General features: G+C 52.1%; 19 protein-coding genes. 17 read left to right on the top strand and 2 right to left on the bottom strand.

What is annotated here, in order from left to right:
• Nucleotides 1-66: 66 nt before the first annotated feature.
• Nucleotides 67-744 carry a gamma-glutamylcyclotransferase gene (locus ENN66_08480; protein HDS16622.1) on the top strand — a complete coding sequence of 226 codons (678 nt, stop codon included), beginning with the start codon at nt 67-69 and terminating at the stop codon, nt 742-744.
• Here ENN66_08480 and ENN66_08475 read toward each other — a convergent pair.
• A complete protein-coding gene (locus ENN66_08475) occupies nt 731-2,185 on the bottom strand; it encodes a hypothetical protein (protein HDS16621.1) in 1,455 nt (484 codons plus the stop codon). The two genes, ENN66_08480 and ENN66_08475, sit on opposite strands and share 14 nt — an antisense overlap.
• A gap of 47 nt (nt 2,186-2,232) precedes the next feature.
• Complete coding sequence (gene dusB, locus ENN66_08470; GenBank protein ID HDS16620.1) at nt 2,233-3,171, bottom strand: tRNA dihydrouridine synthase DusB; 939 nt, start codon at nt 3,169-3,171, stop codon at nt 2,233-2,235.
• A 339-nt stretch (nt 3,172-3,510) separates the two neighbouring features.
• Between dusB and ENN66_08465 the strand changes: the two genes are divergently transcribed.
• The 16 genes from ENN66_08465 to ENN66_08390 all read left to right on the top strand — a co-directional run bounded on the left by ENN66_08465 (nt 3,511) and on the right by ENN66_08390 (nt 17,172).
• A complete protein-coding gene (locus tag ENN66_08465; protein HDS16619.1) occupies nt 3,511-4,242 on the top strand; it encodes an isoprenyl transferase in 732 nt (243 codons plus the stop codon).
• Entirely contained in the window at nt 4,190-5,098 is a 909-nt protein-coding gene (locus ENN66_08460) for a hypothetical protein (protein HDS16618.1), read from the top strand. The genes ENN66_08465 and ENN66_08460 overlap by 53 nt, the downstream gene beginning before the upstream one ends.
• 2 nt (nt 5,099-5,100) lie before the next feature.
• Entirely contained in the window at nt 5,101-6,288 is a 1,188-nt protein-coding gene (locus tag ENN66_08455; protein ID HDS16617.1) for a 1-deoxy-D-xylulose-5-phosphate reductoisomerase, read from the top strand.
• A gap of 10 nt (nt 6,289-6,298) precedes the next feature.
• Entirely contained in the window at nt 6,299-7,369 is a 1,071-nt protein-coding gene (rseP, locus tag ENN66_08450; GenBank protein HDS16616.1) for an RIP metalloprotease RseP, read from the top strand.
• Nucleotides 7,370-7,371: 2 nt separating this feature from the next.
• Entirely contained in the window at nt 7,372-8,130 is a 759-nt protein-coding gene (tsaB, locus tag ENN66_08445; GenBank protein ID HDS16615.1) for a tRNA (adenosine(37)-N6)-threonylcarbamoyltransferase complex dimerization subunit type 1 TsaB, read from the top strand.
• The gene (locus ENN66_08440; GenBank protein HDS16614.1) at nt 8,123-8,971 is read left to right on the top strand and encodes a DUF3786 domain-containing protein; all 849 of its coding nucleotides are present in this window, start codon (nt 8,123-8,125) and stop codon (nt 8,969-8,971) included. Before tsaB ends, ENN66_08440 begins: the two co-directional genes overlap by 8 nt.
• A gap of 179 nt (nt 8,972-9,150) precedes the next feature.
• A complete protein-coding gene (locus ENN66_08435; GenBank protein ID HDS16613.1) occupies nt 9,151-9,636 on the top strand; it encodes a hypothetical protein in 486 nt (161 codons plus the stop codon).
• The gene (locus ENN66_08430; protein ID HDS16612.1) at nt 9,624-9,932 is read left to right on the top strand and encodes a hypothetical protein; all 309 of its coding nucleotides are present in this window, start codon (nt 9,624-9,626) and stop codon (nt 9,930-9,932) included. Before ENN66_08435 ends, ENN66_08430 begins: the two co-directional genes overlap by 13 nt.
• Nucleotides 9,933-10,064: 132 nt before the next feature.
• On the top strand, nt 10,065-10,226 hold the full coding sequence (locus ENN66_08425) for a rubredoxin (protein ID HDS16611.1): 162 nt from the start codon (nt 10,065-10,067) through the stop codon (nt 10,224-10,226).
• A 123-nt stretch (nt 10,227-10,349) separates the two neighbouring features.
• Nucleotides 10,350-10,781, top strand: coding sequence for a flavodoxin family protein (locus ENN66_08420; protein ID HDS16610.1), 432 nt, complete (start codon nt 10,350-10,352; stop codon nt 10,779-10,781).
• Between the two features lie 18 nt (nt 10,782-10,799).
• On the top strand, nt 10,800-11,198 hold the full coding sequence (locus tag ENN66_08415) for a YjbQ family protein (GenBank protein HDS16609.1): 399 nt from the start codon (nt 10,800-10,802) through the stop codon (nt 11,196-11,198).
• A 124-nt stretch (nt 11,199-11,322) separates the two neighbouring features.
• Nucleotides 11,323-12,246 (top strand): dTDP-4-dehydrorhamnose reductase, encoded by a 924-nt coding sequence (gene rfbD / locus ENN66_08410; protein HDS16608.1) that lies wholly within the window; start codon nt 11,323-11,325, stop codon nt 12,244-12,246.
• 41 nt (nt 12,247-12,287) lie between these two features.
• Nucleotides 12,288-12,968 (top strand): hypothetical protein, encoded by a 681-nt coding sequence (locus ENN66_08405; GenBank protein HDS16607.1) that lies wholly within the window; start codon nt 12,288-12,290, stop codon nt 12,966-12,968.
• A gap of 33 nt (nt 12,969-13,001) precedes the next feature.
• Complete coding sequence (locus ENN66_08400) at nt 13,002-13,559, top strand: hypothetical protein (protein HDS16606.1); 558 nt, start codon at nt 13,002-13,004, stop codon at nt 13,557-13,559.
• Between the two features lie 176 nt (nt 13,560-13,735).
• Nucleotides 13,736-14,524, top strand: coding sequence for a sugar phosphate isomerase/epimerase (locus ENN66_08395; GenBank protein ID HDS16605.1), 789 nt, complete (start codon nt 13,736-13,738; stop codon nt 14,522-14,524).
• A gap of 86 nt (nt 14,525-14,610) precedes the next feature.
• The gene (locus ENN66_08390) at nt 14,611-17,172 is read left to right on the top strand and encodes a TIGR03960 family B12-binding radical SAM protein (GenBank protein ID HDS16604.1); all 2,562 of its coding nucleotides are present in this window, start codon (nt 14,611-14,613) and stop codon (nt 17,170-17,172) included.
• Nucleotides 17,173-17,177 lie beyond the last annotated feature (5 nt).

Here is a 17,177-nt window from a genome sequence, read left to right as displayed (position 1 = left end):
CAGCCGGTGCTGCTTGTCGGGAGAACGGTTATAGTTAAAAATAGTCGATGGGGGAAATTGCTGCAAATGCGTCGGGAAGCCGCGCTGGAAACCCCATATTTCTTCTTTTACGGCAGCCTCATGGAGCGCTATAAAAATTTTAACCGTTTTCTTTTGCGAAAGGTTAAAACTATTCAACCGGCCTATTGCCAGGGTTTTCTTTATCAGCTGCCTATCGGTTTCCCTGGCCTGATAACTTTGGATGGGTGCCAGGATCTGGTTGTCGGTGAGCTCATGACGTTCAGCCATCCCGCCAGAATCATGCGGGTTCTCGACCTGCTTGAAAACTATTATCCGGATGACTCGCGGCGAAGTGTTTATTTGCGGCGAAAGCTGCCGGTTATTGCCGAGGGGCTGGATGACTCAGGCAACAAGGTGTTTATCGAGCACGAAGCCTGGGTTTACACTTATCCACTGGAACATCTGGCTCCGGAAAATAAAAAACAATTCTTTGTCTCCTGCGGTAACTGGAAGCTTCTCAGTGAGCAGCCTCCAGTTAAAAAAAGCGGCTTTTTGCGTAATCTTTTTAAAAGGTTAAGAGAACGGCCGCAACCGCAACATGTCCATATCGACCCGGTGTTGTGCCTGAATGAAGAGCTCTATGCCCGCTGGTCAGCCTCTTCCGCTTGCGCCAGATTCTGTAAAAATCCCGAACAGTGTCGTCGTAATCGTCGTAAGCGCTGGGATAACTTTACATTGGGATAGTGTTTCCGCAGTGGCGGTTGATCATCAGCCGGCGACTTTCGAGGATGCGCACGAGATGAGAGCCGTAATCGGTTAAAAATCTTTCTCCATAGACCCCTTCGCTTCTCAGGCCATTTTCCAGGTTGACCATGAATCTACGCAGGGAAGAATCGGGCAAGGGATAGGGTTTGTTTGCCCAAGCCAAAAGTTGAGGCTGATACTTTAGGCAGTTTTCCGCTAACCGATAGGCGGTCTGAAAACCTTTGAGAGCTAAGATCACCGGCAGATAATTGTAGTTTCGCTGGCCTGTCCGCCAGAGCCGAAGGAAGGCGTATTCCATGACCTCCTTTTTGCTCTCGCTGCGCAGGGACAGATGGCGTCGGCGTTTGATGAACCGATGCAGTTCCTGGTCTGCGAAGCGTTTTTCCCGAAGTTGGCCGTAATTATCGCAAACCAGATCTCCACCCAGCAGCAGTAGACAGAGAAAATCATCAAGGTCGGGTTCGATTTGGCCGCAACCATGAAATTCAAGATTGACGTGCAGACTGTGTGGTTTGATCTCCGGAATAAAGTCGACGGTTTCGTCGATCATCTGGCCGGCGATTCCGGGGTCGGTGGTTAAAGGTAGTGAGTAGTGGCGTGGATAGTCGACCCGGACCAGAGAGTATTCGAAGAATCCGCCGTAGCGCGAAAGTGAAAAAAGGCGACGGCCGTGTTCGTGCGAGTCAAGGTAGCCTCCCAGTCGCCAGGTGACATCCTCAAGCTGAAAAGCGCTGTAATATTCCATGTTGTGAAAAGGGTCCTCGGAGAGTTCTTCGGTGCTTAAGTTTCTGGAGATGGCCAGATGGCCGAGATTGCTGAATTCCATTTCCAGGCCGATTGGCGTGCGACCGGGTACTTGCCCGGCTTTGACGGCGGAGCACTCTGAAGCCATCTCGTCCCGATTATAGATTCTGGCGGCCAGGGTTCCCGCCAACAGGCAGTAGATGAAATGATGGCGGATTTTTTCGTTGATTACCTGTTCCAGAAACGGCGCCAGGGCGGGTTCCCAGGTATTTCGGTGGCGGTTCATCCAACGGAGAACGGTCAGGTTGATCGGAGTGTCTTTATGGCAAGCCGGATCATGTGGTGGCGGGCTGAGTTCCCGCTTACGACCGGCAAGCTGCACCAGAAAGCCGAACAGATAATGTCTGAAAATGATTTTGAGATGGCTTCTGACCAGCTCCTGGCGGCGCCAGAGCAGGCGATTGATGGTCAGCTTGCGATGGATAAAAGCACCGGCTTTTTTCTGCTCTCTCCTGAAGCCTCCGTCTTGCTGCTGTTTTTTCAGGAGATGAAAACGCCTCAGATAGCTGACTCCGACAAATTCCCGTTGAACCATAAGCCGGATTGTCGGGCTGAGGCTTTCATAGAGGGTTCGATAGGAGGTTTGCCGATACTCTTCGGGAAAGAACAGAGGCATAATTGTCCTTTTTCTGCGTAAGAGATATCTTGGTCGGGGCTTTACCTTCAGATAAAAAGGCTTTCGACCTTTTGGTTGAGCTCGGTCATGCTTGTCAGGCTGAACAGTTCCTTGCGAAAGGCGGCCGCGCCGCAAATCCCGCGGGAATACCAGGCCAGGTGTTTACGATAGAGGAGCAGGCCGGTCCTCTCCCCGTAAACCTCCTGCAATAGTCGGCTGTGAGTCAGAATCGTCAGACGTTTTTCCTCAGCTCCAGGTTTTGCAAGGGGGTTGTTTTTCAGAGTTTCCTTGATCTCACGAAAAAGCCAGGGGCGTCCCAGGGTTCCCCGACCCAGCATGATGCCGCTGAGGTTGTTTTGTTGCAGGGCGGCAATTGCGGTTTCCGGTTCAAATAAGTCGCCTGAGCCGATGATCGGCAGCGGGCTTTTTTTAGCAGCTTTCAGCAGCAGCTGCCAATCGGCCAGACCGGAAAACATCATGACCGCTGTCCGTGGGTGACAGGTCAGAGCCCGGGCCCCGTGTTTGGCGGCCAGTTCAATGAAAAGGTCAAGGTTGATCCCGCGACTGTCCCAGCCGCTTCTGACTTTGACGGTATAGGGGATGGCCGGCGGACGGTTAAGTGCCCGCATAATGGCTTCGGCTTTATCCGGGGCCAGTAACAGCGCGGCCCCGGCTCCGGTTTTGATTACCTTTCTGACCGGACAGCCCATATTAATGTCTATCAGGTCGGCTCCCGCGTCAATAGCAAGTTCCGCCGCCGCCCGAATAATTTCCGGATCCGAGCCGAAAAGCTGAACCCAGTGCGGTTGGTCGCTGAGGCCGGGAATCAGTAATTCCCGGCTTTTATGGTCACCATAAAGCAAACCTTTAGCGCTGATCATTTCGCTGACCGCAAGGTCGGCACCGAAAGAACGGCAGAGTCGGCGAAAGGGTTGGTCGCTTAAGCCGGCCATTGGTGCCAGAATGATTTTTTTATCCATGAACATCTTTCTATTCTAACCTTTTATGTTTGAAGGTTCAACTTTTCCTTGACTTAGTTTCACGCGGCAAGGTATTTCTGCCAAAAGAGTGTTGCTGACGCAGTCTCTGAAGCGGTCTCCGCTTTATCCTGATGGTCGTCTTTTTTAAAAAAGCGAGCCCCGCCCCTCGGGCGAGTCCTTATGACGTAAATCCAGTAATTATTTTATGATTTTAAAGGGTTAGTTTGAAGTTGCGGCGAAGGGGACAACGATGTTTTTCTTGATTATTTCTGCAAATTATCTCAAGCCCAGTGGACGGCGTCGTTTTCAAAGGCTGTTCCCGCAACAGAGAAAATAGATCTGGGAATGAATGTAGGCAATCTTCTTCCTTCGACCCTGCGTCATATCGCCATGATTATGGATGGGAACGGTCGCTGGGCTGAGAAACATGGTCGTCCCCGGGTAAAAGGGCATGAAGCCGGAGCCAAAACGGTTGATCGTATGGTTAGTTACTGTTCCGGAATCGGCCTCGAGGTCCTTACACTCTACGCTTTTTCTTCGGAAAACTGGCAACGGCCGGTCTTTGAAGTCAGCGCGCTGATGAGCCTTTTACGACATTATCTGCGGCGTGAAGACAAAAGGCTCAAAAAAAATAACATCCGTCTTCGGGCGATTGGTCGACTCCAGCGTCTGGAGCCGGGGTTGCGCCGGGAACTGGAGCGTGTCATCCTCGATACGTCATCCGGAAACGGTATGATCCTGAATCTGGCGATCAGTTACGGTGGCCGGGACGAACTTTGTGATGCGGCGGCGGAGCTCTGTCGTCAAGTGCAAAATGGCGAGTTGCGCTGTGATGAAATTAATGATGAGCTGCTGTCCCGTCATCTGTATACGGCCGGTCTGCCGGATCCCGATATGATGATTCGTACCGGGGGTGAGTTTAGAGTCAGTAATTTCCTTCTCTGGCAGTCAGCCTACACCGAACTTTATTTTACGGAGACCTTGTGGCCGGATTTTTCAGCGGAAGAGTTGGGGCGGATCATTGATGATTTTAAGTGTCGGGAGCGCCGCTTTGGGCGCGTTCCGGAAAACAAGTAGGTCCGCTATAATCAGACAACGGGGTTTTTTTATGAATGAAACCGTGAGAGAAATTTTGGGCAGCCGCCGGGTGAAAACCGCAGCCGTGACTCTGCCGGTGATCGTTTTTTTTCTGGCGGTTGCTCCAAAATGGTTTTTCTTTCTGGTTCTTTTAGCGGTTCTGGGGGCGCTGATCCAAGAGAGTTGGCCGCTTTTTTTGGGTGAGCGCAGCGGCTTTCGCCTGCGAGGCCCGGTCTGGGCTCTGGTTTTTTTACTTTTCTTTGCCGCCTATTTCCGGGGAGTGAGCGGTCTTTCCGGAGCCTTGGCCATCGCTTTTTTTACCTTGGTTCTGCTTCTTTTTGAGGCTGGGCTTGAAGCTGAGGCCTTGCCCCGTTTGGCGATGGTGTTACTTTTTATTATCTATCTGCCGTTCTTTTTCGCCCATTTTCTCCTGATCTGGGATCTTCCTGAAGGTCGCAGTCTGGTGGCCTTTATTCTGATGGTAACCTGGGGAGGGGACGCCTTTTCCTTTTACTGTGGAACCTATTGGGGAAAACGTAAACTTTCGCCGCTGATCAGCCCGAACAAGACGGTTGAGGGCTTTCTGGCCGGGCTTTTCGGGGCCGTATTCTTTGCGCTGTTCTTTAAAGGCCTCGGTTTTGTTTCGATTGCCTGGAATGAAATTATAGTTCTCGGCCTGGCCGCTAACTTTGTCGGACAGATGGGTGATCTTTTTGAATCGTTTCTCAAACGCAGCCGCGGGATTAAGGACTCTGGTTCTCTGATTCCCGGGCACGGTGGCATTCTGGATCGTTTGGACAGTGTGCTGTTTGCCGCACCGGTTATCTTTTACGGATACAGCCTGTGGATTCTGTAAAAATGTCCAGGCCGGAAAAGAAGATTGCGTTACTCGGAGCCACCGGTTCAATCGGTCGCAGCGCCCTTGATGTCATAAGTCGTTTTCCTGAATACTTTGAGGTGGTGGCTTTGGGCGGCGGGAAAAATGTCGCTGAATTATTTTCTCAGGCGCAACGTTTCAAACCCCGGCTTCTGGCGGTTCAGGATAAGGCCGGGGCCGCTTTTTTAGAGCGAAAATTGCGGGAAAAGCGACTCACGATTCCGGTTTTGGTCGGTCGGGACGGGGCTTTGGCGGTGGCCAGGCAGGCTGAATCAGATCTTCTGGTGGCGGCGATGGTGGGGGCGATTGGTCTGGAACCGGTTCATGCCGCCCTGACGGCCGGTAAGGATGTCGCCCTGGCCAATAAGGAGTCGATGGTTATGGCCGGTCGTCTTCTGAACCAGACCGCCGCCGCCCACGGCGCCAGAATCCTGCCTTTGGACAGCGAACATTCCGCTATCTGGCAGGCTCTGCAAGGCGCTCCCCCAAAAGGGGTGGCCAAACTGATTCTTACGGCATCGGGAGGTCCCTTTCGCGAATTTTCCAGCTCCGCGATGGCGACGGTGACCCTGGAACAGGCCCTGTGCCATCCTCGTTGGGAGATGGGGCCGAAGATCAGCATCGACTCGGCGACGATGATGAATAAGGCTCTGGAAATTATCGAGGCCCGCTGGCTTTTTGAGATTGATCCGGACCGGATCGAGGTGCTGGTTCACCCCCAAAGTATCGTTCATTCACTGGTTGAGTATGTGGATGGTTCGGTAATCGCGCAGCTGGGTTTGCCTGATATGCGTCTGCCGATCGCCTATGCTCTGGGTTATCCTGAGAGATTGCCTCTGGCCTTACCTAAACTTGATTTGGCCGGATTGGGACAGCTTGATTTTCATCCGGCCGACAGTGATCGTTTTCCGGCTTTGCGGTTGGTCCGTGAGGCCTTGGCCTCCGGCGATAGTGGCGCCATCGCTTTTAATGCCGCCAACGAAGTTGCGGTTGAACTTTTCCGGCAGCGGAAGATTGGTTTTCTGGAGATCGTGGCAACGGTCGCCAAGGTTCTTGACAAGGTGGTGCAGCAAAATTTTTCCACTCTTGCCGAAGTTCTGGCGTATGACGCCCAGGTCCGTGAAACGCTGGTTGGAGCGGATGTTCAGGGGCGTAATTCAATAATCTAGGTTGGTTTTTATGTACAGTATCGTTTCGGCGATTGTCGTTCTCGGCATTCTTATCTTTGTCCATGAACTTGGCCATTTTCTGGTGGCCAAGCTCTGTGGAGTCAGGGTTTTAACCTTTTCTATGGGGTTTGGTCCCCGTCTTCTGGGTCTGCGTTACGGGGACACTGAATATCTGCTTTCGGCGGTTCCGCTCGGTGGCTACGTCAAAATGCTGGGCGAAGGCAAGGGCAGCGAGACTGGCGAGTTAAGCGCCGAAGAAAAGCCTTTTTCCTATGAATATAAAAGCCCCTGGCAGCGCCTGGCGATTATTATCGCGGGACCGGGGGCCAATATTCTTTTTGCGGGTCTTGTATTTTCTGTAGTCTATCTTTTTGGCGTACCTTTACTTAGCCCCGTGGTCGGCGAGGTAAACCATGAAATGCCGGCTTACGCCGCCGGTCTCAGGCCGGGGGACAGGATTATTTCCATTGATGAACAAAAAATTGATGACTGGGATCAGCTTTCAACGACGATCCGCGCCAGTGGCGGCCGCGAATTGCGGATAGTTTATCAGCGTGGTGAACTTCTTGATGAAACCCGGATTGTGCCTCAGAGAATTGAGACCCGAAACATGTTCGGTGAGAATGTGGTCAATTATGTTGTCGGCATCACGGCTTCCGGGGAAACCGAAATTCGTCATTATCAACCCGCGCAGGCTCTGCTTCAGGGCTTGAACGAAACCTGGAAAGTGGCTTATCTGACCATCGTCGGATTTGTTAAGATGATCGAACGGGTGATTCCCGCCAAAGAACTAGGCGGGCCGATCATGATCGCACAGATGGCGGGTCAGCATGCCAAGGCCGGAATTCTGAGCCTGCTTTATTTTATGGGTATTATCAGCGTCAATCTTGGTATCCTTAATCTGCTGCCGATACCGGTTCTGGACGGCGGTCATCTCCTCTTCATCACGATGGAGATCATTCTCGGCCGACCGGTAAGCATGCGAAAAATGGAGATTGCGCAGCAGATCGGGCTCTGTCTTTTAGTCTCCCTGATGATTTTTGTTTTTTACAACGATCTTGCTCGAATTTTCAGTAAATAATCATGCCTCTGACCCTGGTTCTGGACAGCTGTACAACGGATTTGCGGATTGCCCTGCTGCGGGACGGCAGGGTTCTGGCGGCCCTGCGTCTGGATTCGTCCCGGTCTCACTCGCAGACCCTGCTGACAGCGGTGGATGAGCTGCTGACCTTGAGCGGCTTTGAACTCTGTGCTTTGAGACGGCTGGCGGTCAGTTGTGGACCGGGGTCCTTCAGCGGGCTGCGTATCGGCATGACAAGTATGCAGGGTCTTTCCCAGGCTCTGGGGTGCCCGCTTTTTACCTTTGTCGAACATGATCTGATCGCCTGGAGATTTATTCGACGCAAGGGACAGGTGGCGGTTTTGACTGACGCCCGGCGCGGTCAGGTTTATTGGGCTTTATATTACAGTGACGGAAAAACGTTGAAAAGATCCTCCCACTATCGAGTTGATGATCCGGAGGTTATGGCCGCAGCGTTGCCGGCCGAAGGGCTGCTGTTGGCTGGTTCCGGGGTTGATCTTTACAAGGGGAAAATAGCTGAGAACTTGACCGGAGGCGAATTTTATGAAGGTCGCCGGGCTTTGCCGGAGCCGGCTTTATTGCTGGAAATGCCTTGGTTCTCCAGGGATGCGGTTTTTTCACCCGGCGAACGGCGGATCGGTTTGCGAGCCGTCAGCCGGAACTTAGAGCCACTTTATATCCGGCCTTCCGATGCCGAAATCAATCGGCAGCAACGGCAGTTCTCCGATTCCGTAAAGCAGACCGGCGGCGCAGATGGCTGAAAAAAAAACTTTGCTGAAAATTTTGGATTTATTAAAAAAACTGCCTCGGACCAACTGCGGGGCTTGTGGTTATGCCACCTGCATGGCTTTTGCCATGCAAGTGCTCAGAGAGGGGGAAAACCCCGCTAAATGCCCTTACTGGAAACCGGAAGATCTGGTTTTTGTCAAACAGGCCCTGCGTGATCAGGGGGCTGAAACGGCTTTTCCAGATCATCTTTTTTCGGCCCGGAAATTTGTTCAGGGAAAAATCAAGGATTGTGATTTTGCGCGGGTGGCGGATAAAATCGGCGCCCGTTTACTTGAGGATGAGTCGGGCCAGGCCTTAGAAATTAACCTTTTGGGGCGCCTGTATCGGGTGGATAAAAAACAGGTGGAACCTCTGGATCAGGGAGAGCATGATCTTTGGGAACATGTTCTGTTGTATAACTATGTCGCTGAAGCCGGTGGGCGTCCTTTAAGCGGCAACTGGGTTCCCATGGAGAGTCTTCCCGGCAGTCTGGCTAAGCGCAAGGCTTTTTTCGCCGGTTGCGAGGAAAAAATCGCCTCATCTTTCAACGGCCGACCGCAGGCCCTGGTGGCCGCTTTACGTTTTCTGAAGGCCGATTTTTCCGCCTTCGACAGCAATGCCGAGGTCGTCGCCCTTTTTTATCCTCTACCCCGCATTCCTTTTCGGCTGTTTTTTTGGGATGGCGATCAGGTGGAAGGTTTTACACCCCAGGTCAAGATCCTTTTTGATGAGACCGTGCTTGACTATCTGGATATTGAGTCGCTGGTTTTTCTGGGTCAGAAATGCGCCGAAAAGCTGATCGTCGCGGACGCCCCCATTGGGTCAGGGCCGTGATCAAGGGCGGTCGGAATTATCAATGGCCGTCGTTTCTGATCCCGAGCAAAGAAAAAATTGATTGCAAACAGGCAGATTATGTTGTAAGACAACACTAAATTAGTATTGTTTGTGATTTGGTTTTATATCTTTGATTTCTCGGGTTTCCTCTTGAGAACAGGGTGGGAAGGAGAACTGAAATGTTTGAGTGCAGCAAAACCGTTCTGGACGCAATTGATCTGGGCATGGAAGCGGAGAGGCAAGCCAGTGAGTTCTATGCCGAGGCCGCGCTTAAGGTCGGTGCAGGGCCGGCGAAAGCTCTTTTTACACAGTTGGCTGAGTTTGAAGCCGCTCACCTTGCAGCTTTGCAGGCCCTGAAAACTTCTCTTGAAGGTGAGCAATGTTATATTACCTACGAAAGTTCTCTCTTGGAGCCGGTCGGAGTCGAGGGCAGCAGCAAGCTTGATGACGCGGTGCGGAAAGATCTGCTTGAGATCCTAAATTACGGGATCAAGAATGAGAAGAACGCGGCCCAGGCTTATCGTGATCTGGCGGCTGAGATCGAAGATCCGAACGGGATTGCGATGTTCGAACAGATGGCCCGGGAGGAAGATCAGCATGCGCGGATTCTTTCGGATCAGCTTTATGATGTTAAAAATAAGGGAGAAATCGTATGGGGAGATTGATATTCTTCAGTTTGCTTTTCATGCTTTTGGTAGCCGTCATCCCTTTGAGCGTTTTTGCCCAGTCAGCGCTGGCGGCCGTGATGGAAAAAAAATGTACGCTTTGTCATGATTATGATCTGGTGACGGAAAAGAAAGCCTATCAGTCAGAATGGGAAAACATTGTGGCGCGGATGGTGGCTTACGACCGCAGTCAGTTTACAGCGGTCGATAGCTTGTTGGTACTCAAATATATTAAAGAAAACCTCGCTCTTGACGGACCCGGCGGCAGAAAAGCAGACCCGGCACAGGATCAGTAGTCGTTATGATCTTATAATTCCTTATCCGTTTGAAAAAAAACAGGAAAATGAGCTGAATCCTGGCTTGGCTGTTCATAAAAGCCGTTTTTGGGTTACGGGAGAATGCTCCCGCATTTAGAATAGGAGGTTGAGATGGATAAATTTGTATGTGATGTGTGCGGCTATGTCTATGACCCCGAGGTTGGTGACCCTGATGGGGGCATCGCTCCTGGAACTGCGTTTGCCGACCTGCCCGAAGACTGGGTCTGTCCGATGTGCGGAGCCGATAAGGAAAGCTTCAGCAGGTTCGATTGAGGACCTCGGTGGGACGGTATTATCTGGAAAAAAATTCAATCGCGTTTTAATATACCTTGGTTTTTGTGGTGGTCTGCGAAGCGATTTAATAATCGCCGGGCTGAATTGAGGAGTATTGATATCATGGCGAAGGTAGTTATTGTCTATGATTCCTTGCGGGGAAACACACAGCGGGTGGTTGAGGTTATGGGCGAGCTTTTTCAGGCCGCCGGTCACCAGGTCAAGGCGTTCAAGCCCAAAGAAATGGAGCTTGTGGATGTGCGGGCGGCGGATGTTCTCTTGCTGGGTGGGCCGACCTACCATAAGGATCTGATAAATACTATGAAACAGGTCCTCTTTAAACTTGAAAAGGCTGATCTGAAGGGTAAGCCAGGGGCCGCTTTTGCTTCATTTGGCTGGAGCGGGGAGTCGCTTGCGATTGTCGAGGACACCATGAAAAACCTGTACGAGATGAGGCTGCTGGCAGACGGGATCAAGGTTAAACAGACTCCGGTTGCGGCCAAGGTCAAACAGGAGGTCGGGTCCTTTGTTGATAAAATTCTGGCCGCTATTTAAGCTTCACCAGACCTTTTGATGCTTTTCACGCACCAATTACGCAGCCGCCATCGGCGGCAGATGATTGACATTACCGCAAAGCTGCAGGCTGACCTTGATGCGGTCGCTTGCCGAAACGGGATTTGTATGGTTTTTGTTCAACATACGACGGCGGCGGTGACGGTTAATGAAAACGCTGACGCCGACGTGCCGCTGGATCTGTTCACGAGATTGGCGCAACTAGTGCCGGAACGTGATGCTTACCGGCATCTTGAGGGAAATTCCGATGCCCATATTCTGAGCGTGTTAATCGGAACCTCGCTGGTGTTGCCAGTCGATCAGGGAAAGCTGGTCCTGGGGGGCTGGCAGGGAATTTTTTTCGTCGAGCTCGACGGTCCCAGACAGCGTTCCTACGTGGTAAAGCTATTGGCGGGATAAAGGTTTCCCAAAACGGGTTTTGGCAAGGCTCCACCGTTATCAAACAATTCAGGTCGGAGCGGCAGCTCTGGGGTTGACGCTCCGACATTTTTTTGTCAAAAAAATGACATTTTGCGAGCAGAGGATGGCACGGGAAAAGCTCATTTCTGCAAAAACTAAAAACCGACCGCGCTTGATGTTACTGGGGGCCAGAGGACAACTAGGCTCAGATTGCCGGGAAGTTTTTTCCTCCGAATATGAGGTCTGTGGTTTTACTTCTGCGGATCTCAATCTTCTTCATCCCGAAAAGATCGGGCAGGCGGTACTACATTGTCGTCCGCAGCTGATTATCAACGCCGCCGCCCATACCCGGGTTGATGCTTGTGAGCATGAACCGGAATCGGCTCGCCTGATTAATGTCGAGGCTCCGGCTTGTCTGGCGCTGGCGGCAAAGGAGCTGGGAGCTTTACTGGTTCAGATCTCGACCGACTATGTTTTTGCTGGAGATCGGCCACTGCCCTTGGGCTATCGCGAGGATGACCCGGTCGGCCCGGTTTCGGTTTATGGGCGCAGTAAGCTGGCCGGTGAGAAGGCTGTGGCCGGTGCTGGTTGTGATTTCCTTGTCGTGCGTACGGCCTGGCTTTATGGCCGGTACGGGCATAATTTTCTCAAAACCATTTTACGCCTGGTATTGTCAGAGCCGCGAAGGGAAAGACAGGTGGTGGCGGACCAGTTTGGTTGTCTGACTTGGAGCTGGAGGCTGGCACAACAATTGCTGTCGTTAGTCAGGGCCGGGAAAAGGGGTCTCTATCATGCCGTTGCCGAAGGCTCGGCGAGCTGGTATGAAGTGGCCTGTACTTTTCTCGATATGATGGAGGTGGAACATCGCATTGTTCCCTGCCTAAGTGCCCAGTATCCGACTCCGGCCCGAAGGCCGGAGAACTCACTTTTGCTTAATCATCGTCTCGAGCATGATGGCCTGTTACTGATGCTTCCCTGGCGGAGGGATCTCAAGCTTTTTGTTGCGCGCAATCGTGAGCGACTGCTGGCCGAGGCCAGCAGTTTTTAAGCAAGTTGGTCAACCTGGTCTGATTTTTGGTGGAGATGGTTATGGATAGCAAAAACAAATGTATCTTTCTGTTCCTGGGGATATCCCTGTTTTTACTGGCGGCCTGCGCCGGGAACCGTTCGACAAGTAAAGTCGCCTCTGAGGTTGAAACCGAAGCGGTGGCCGAACCGCTCTCAGAAAATGCCCCTGTTTGTCATGACCGCGAGATGGCTGACCACGACGAGGCCGCAGTTTTTGAAGAATTTATGAATCGTTTGATGAGTGATCTGCAGGCTAATTTCCTTGACCAGGAACTTCTTCGGGACAGTAAACGTAGGGCGGAAACAAAATTTCTCTTTTCGGCTTTCGTCGGTGAGGATGATTTTGATCAGACCACGGCTTTCGGGCGGATGATCGGTGATACCCTGGCCAGCCGAATGCAGAATATCGGGCTCCAGGTGATTGAAGTGCGCCTTAGTCGTTCAATGCGGATTCATAAAAAATTCGGCATGCTGGCCATGAGTCAGGATATGCTGAAACTCTTCGATGAACATCAGGCGACCTTTATGATTACCGGTTCATATACGATTACTCCGCATCATGTCTATGTCATGGCCAGGGTTATCGGCAATACCTCACAGGTTATTTATGCCTCCAGTGGCATCTGGTTGCCGCGTTCGCCGATGGTCAATTATTTACTGAATTTTCGGCAACCGACGGTCAAGGTGGTCGCGGCTGATTAATCGGGTCTCTTAAAGCGGAGGATTTTGGGTTCCATGAGCCGGGCTGTGATTCAGGGCAAGCTTGTACCGTCAGGTTGTCTGTTGCTTCTTATCTGTGTTCTTTTCGGATTTGCATGCAGTTCGGCACCTCCTGCCGCCGATTATGATTACGAGTATGAGCGCGATTATAAGGTTGGTTTGATAAGTGAGCGTCTGCTCGAGAAGGTTTCTCCCCAAATCAAACGGCCGGCGGTAATCGTGGTGACCAGTTTTGTGCGCCTTGACGATTTTTCTAAAACCAGTCGCTTTGGTTTGCTGCTGGCGGAACAACTATTGAGCCGACTGGCCGGTAATGGTTTTGTTCTGCGGGAAACCAGGATGAAAAATATCTTTTATCAGAGCCCTTCCGGAGAGTTTGTTTTAAGCCGGGAATTTTCCCGGGTTGCCGAGGAACTTGATGCCCGGATGGTTCTTTTGGGGACCTATCTCGAGGCTCGGGACCACATCCTGCTCAATACCCGCCTGGTTGATTTTCATGAACGAGCTATTCTGGCCTCCTACGACTGTCAGCTCAGGAAAACCCCTGATATTGCCGCCCTGCTTGCCGATTAGGGAAAGGCGAATTAGAAAAGAAAAAATAAGCCCGCGACCGATACGCAAACGCTTGCGCTCGGCTGCGGGTTTTGTTATTGGTCCGGGGGGGGGAGGGCAGACGCTGGACCGTAAACGGTCGGGCCGGTTTGTTGAATTGAGGGGTAAATTTATTATTTCAGTCAAGGTGAATTGCCATGTTTGATCAGCTTTTTGTCCACACCCCTTTCCCTTATCTTGATGAGTCGATTGATAATTTAGGCAGGCTTCGGCTGGCTCCGGAAATCTACTTTACTGCCCAGCATCTGGAAAGCATCAGAGGCGAGCGGAAAACCCTGGAGCACTTAGCGGGCCGGTTGCAAAATTATGATTTACCCTGTTCTTTCCATGGTCCTTTTCTTGATCTTTCCCCGGCGGCTTCCGATCCCGGGATCGCGGCTCTGACCCGGGCGCGCTTTCTGGAGCTTTTTGAGCTGGCCCGGATTTTTCGGCCCAGGGTTATTGTGCTTCATTCCGGTTACGAGCGTTGGCGTTTCAGCTTGAATGTCAATTTTTGGCTGGAACAGAGTCTTGCCTTTTGGCGGCCGCTGGTGCGGCAGGCCGAGAGCCAAGGCCTGCTGCTGACTCTCGAAAATATTTTTGAGACCACTCCCGGCGGCCTGCGGATGCTTTTTGACGAGATTGATTCAGCGGCCTTCGGGGGTTGCTTTGATGTCGGTCACTGGCATCTGTTTGGCAAAATGGATCTGAGTGAGTGGCTGGGATTGCTGAAAAAACATATTCTGGCTTTTCATCTTCACGATAACCGGGGCCGTTATGATGATCACCTGGCTCCCGGGGATGGCTTGATCAATTTCATGGCCCTCAAAGCCCTGGCTGCAAGCCATGGTATCAAAGCCCTGGTTCACACCTTTGAACTGCATCAGCGCGGTGAGCTTGAACGTGGGCTCAAATGGTTTAAAGATAACGGTTTCCTGGTCGGCTGAAGTCGGCTGGGAGCACAAAAATTCTCGGTCCTGTTGTTTGTTGGGACGGGGCCAATCTTTAAGGGGATTTTCGGAATCGAAAAATTATGGAATTTGACTACCAGCTTCTGACCGGGGTAGAAAAACCGGGCCGCTATCTTAACCATGAGTTCAATGCCGTCCACAGAGAGCTCAAACCGGGACTTCTGCATATCTGCCTGGCCTTTCCCGATCTTTATGAGCTGGGAATGTCCAATTACGGTTTTCTTCTTCTTTATCAGCTTCTGAACCGTCGTCAGGATTTTTACTGTGAGCGGGTTTTTGCGCCGGCGGCTGATTTTGCCGATAATCTGCGCCGGCGGGAGACCGTCCTTTTTTCTCTGGAGAGTTCAACCCCGCTTTCCGCTTTTGATGTCCTGGGGTTTTCACTTTCGTATGAGATGGCTTACAGTAACGTTCTGTTGATGCTTGAGCTGGCGCGGATTCCCTGGGCCGCGCTGGACCGGAATGAGAAGTTTCCCCTGCTGATTGCCGGCGGACCGAGTATGGTCAATCCGGAACCGGTGGCCCCTTTGTTTGACGCGGTTCTGGTCGGTGACGGGGAAGAAGCCTTTGTCGAGATCGGCGAGCTTGCGCTGAAGGCAAAAACCGAAGCCTGGGGCAAAGCCGAACTGCTTTCTTCCCTGGCGAAACTTGAGGGGGTTTACGTGCCGACCTGCTTTCAGGCCAAGAATGGGCCCGATGGTTATTTTTTGCAGCCTGAAAACAAGACTTGCCCGGTGGTCAGGCGCCGGGTATTCAGTGGTTTTACGCAGCAGCCTCCGCCGCATACGCCACCGGTCCCTCTGATTCAGGTTGTCCATGATCGACTGGCCCTGGAAATATCCCGGGGTTGCAGCCGGGGCTGTCGTTTTTGTCAGGCCGGGATGACCTATCGTCCGGTGCGGGAACAGCCTCCGGCCGGCTTGTTTGCGGCGGCCAAGGCTGGATCCGCCGCCACCGGCATGGAAGAACTGTCTCTGCTTTCTTTAAGTGTCGGGGATTACTCCAGACTCAAGGAGCTGGTCGAGAACTTACCCCTTTACTGTCCCGGTCTGGATCTTTCCCTGCCTTCGGTCAGGGCCGGAGTTCTGAATGAATCTCTACTGGAGGCGTTGCGGAAAAACCGTCAGGGAGGGTTTACGATTGCTCCGGAGGCTGGAACCCAGAGACTTCGTGACGTTATCAATAAGGGGTTGAGTGAAGCGCAGATTCTGGAGACCGTCAGCCTGCTTTTTGCCCGAGGCTGGGATCTGATCAAACTTTATTTCATGATCGGCCTGCCCACCGAAACCGATGACGATCTCGAGGGTATCATTGAGCTTTGTCGTCAGGCTCTGGCCCGATCTAAAAATAAACGTCAGCGCCTCAACGTCTCGGTTTCAACCTTTATTCCCAAACCCCATACCCCTTTTCAGTGGGAAGCTCAGATCGGATTGGCCGAGACCAGGCGGCGGCAGGAAATTATTCGTCAGGGATTAAAACGGATTGCTCCGGGCAGCAGGCTAAATTTCAAATGGCACGACAGCCGTGTAAGTTTGCTGGAAGGGGTTTTCAGCCGCGGAGATCGTAGGCTCTGGCCGGTTCTGCAAAAGGCCCGTCAACTTGGCTGTGCCTTCGATGCCTGGAGTGATAAATTTGATTTCGCACTCTGGAATGAAGCTTTTCGTGCGGAAGGTTTTGATCTTGAAGAACTGGCCGCATTCCGGTATCAGCCGGGTGACTATCTACCCTGGAGCCATATTGACTGCCGGGTCAGTGAAAAGTTTCTGGAGAAGGAGCGGGAGAGGGCTTTTCGTCAGGAAGCAACCGGTGATTGTCGCTATGACGGCTGTCAGGGTTGTGGCGTTTGCCGTTCGGTTCCGGGTCCCAGTCTGGTGCAGAATGGGATTTGTGAAATTGTCAACGCAGCATTGCCGCCGGTCAAGCCTTTGCCGGAAATCCTGTTTCCGGACGGGCAACGTCAGGAATGGCGTTACCAAGTTGATTTTGCCCGGTCCGTGCGTCTCGCCTATCTTTCCCACCTTGAAATGGTGGCCTTGATTATCCGTGGTTTTCGGCGTCTGGGTTTGCCTTTGGCCTGTTCGCATGGTTTTCATCCTCATCCCAAGCTTTCTTTTGCCCATGCTCTGCCTCTGGGGCTGCCCAGTCGGCATGAAGTTATGGAATTTCGCACCATTTCTCCCATTGATTATGAAAATTTGGGCCCAGCCTGGAATTCGGCTTTTCCGGCGGAGCTTGGGTTTATTTCGGCCGCCAGCCTTGATTTACGTCAGGAGGCGGTTGATCGTCGATTGCAGGGCTGTGTTTATGAAGTCGGGGCCCAGGATGATTTATGGCGGGCCCGACTGTCAACGATGGCGCTGAAAGCCACGGCGGTTATCGCTGGTTCCGAAGCCTTGCTTCTGGAACGGTCGAAGAAAGGCAAGGTTCAGGTTGTCGACCTGGCACCGCATCTGGTTGCCGTGAAATTCGGGGCGAATGATTGCTTACAGCTCGAGATCGCTGTTTTAGGTGGACGTAATCCTAATATTTTTGATATACTGAAGTGCCTTGCGGCGTTTGATCAGCGGCCTGAAAGTGGTCTGGCGGTTGTAAAAGTCAACAGTATGATGAAAGAGGATGGTTGATTACC

The organism is Pseudomonadota bacterium, assembly GCA_011049115.1.
Lineage (GTDB): Bacteria > Desulfobacterota > Anaeroferrophillalia > Anaeroferrophillales > Tharpellaceae > DSCM01.
The sequence above is the reverse complement of the archived record's forward strand: the minus strand, read 5'-3'. Positions and strand labels throughout refer to the sequence as shown.

What these genes read in the sequence shown, in the direction of transcription:
- ENN66_08480 (HDS16622.1), top strand. Translation starts at nt 67, where the DNA reads ATGCGTCGGGAAGCCGCGCTGGAAACCCCATATTTCTTCTTTTACGGC.
- ENN66_08475 (HDS16621.1), bottom strand. Translation starts at nt 2,185, where the DNA reads ATGCCTCTGTTCTTTCCCGAAGAGTATCGGCAAACCTCCTATCGAACC.
- dusB (HDS16620.1), bottom strand. Translation starts at nt 3,171, where the DNA reads ATGTTCATGGATAAAAAAATCATTCTGGCACCAATGGCCGGCTTAAGC.
- ENN66_08465 (HDS16619.1), top strand. Translation starts at nt 3,511, where the DNA reads ATGAATGTAGGCAATCTTCTTCCTTCGACCCTGCGTCATATCGCCATG.
- ENN66_08460 (HDS16618.1), top strand. Translation starts at nt 4,190, where the DNA reads ATGATTTTAAGTGTCGGGAGCGCCGCTTTGGGCGCGTTCCGGAAAACA.
- ENN66_08455 (HDS16617.1), top strand. Translation starts at nt 5,101, where the DNA reads ATGTCCAGGCCGGAAAAGAAGATTGCGTTACTCGGAGCCACCGGTTCA.
- rseP (HDS16616.1), top strand. Translation starts at nt 6,299, where the DNA reads ATGTACAGTATCGTTTCGGCGATTGTCGTTCTCGGCATTCTTATCTTT.
- tsaB (HDS16615.1), top strand. Translation starts at nt 7,372, where the DNA reads ATGCCTCTGACCCTGGTTCTGGACAGCTGTACAACGGATTTGCGGATT.
- ENN66_08440 (HDS16614.1), top strand. Translation starts at nt 8,123, where the DNA reads ATGGCTGAAAAAAAAACTTTGCTGAAAATTTTGGATTTATTAAAAAAA.
- ENN66_08435 (HDS16613.1), top strand. Translation starts at nt 9,151, where the DNA reads ATGTTTGAGTGCAGCAAAACCGTTCTGGACGCAATTGATCTGGGCATG.
- ENN66_08430 (HDS16612.1), top strand. Translation starts at nt 9,624, where the DNA reads ATGGGGAGATTGATATTCTTCAGTTTGCTTTTCATGCTTTTGGTAGCC.
- ENN66_08425 (HDS16611.1), top strand. Translation starts at nt 10,065, where the DNA reads ATGGATAAATTTGTATGTGATGTGTGCGGCTATGTCTATGACCCCGAG.
- ENN66_08420 (HDS16610.1), top strand. Translation starts at nt 10,350, where the DNA reads ATGGCGAAGGTAGTTATTGTCTATGATTCCTTGCGGGGAAACACACAG.
- ENN66_08415 (HDS16609.1), top strand. Translation starts at nt 10,800, where the DNA reads ATGCTTTTCACGCACCAATTACGCAGCCGCCATCGGCGGCAGATGATT.
- rfbD (HDS16608.1), top strand. Translation starts at nt 11,323, where the DNA reads ATGGCACGGGAAAAGCTCATTTCTGCAAAAACTAAAAACCGACCGCGC.
- ENN66_08405 (HDS16607.1), top strand. Translation starts at nt 12,288, where the DNA reads ATGGATAGCAAAAACAAATGTATCTTTCTGTTCCTGGGGATATCCCTG.
- ENN66_08400 (HDS16606.1), top strand. Translation starts at nt 13,002, where the DNA reads ATGAGCCGGGCTGTGATTCAGGGCAAGCTTGTACCGTCAGGTTGTCTG.
- ENN66_08395 (HDS16605.1), top strand. Translation starts at nt 13,736, where the DNA reads ATGTTTGATCAGCTTTTTGTCCACACCCCTTTCCCTTATCTTGATGAG.
- ENN66_08390 (HDS16604.1), top strand. Translation starts at nt 14,611, where the DNA reads ATGGAATTTGACTACCAGCTTCTGACCGGGGTAGAAAAACCGGGCCGC.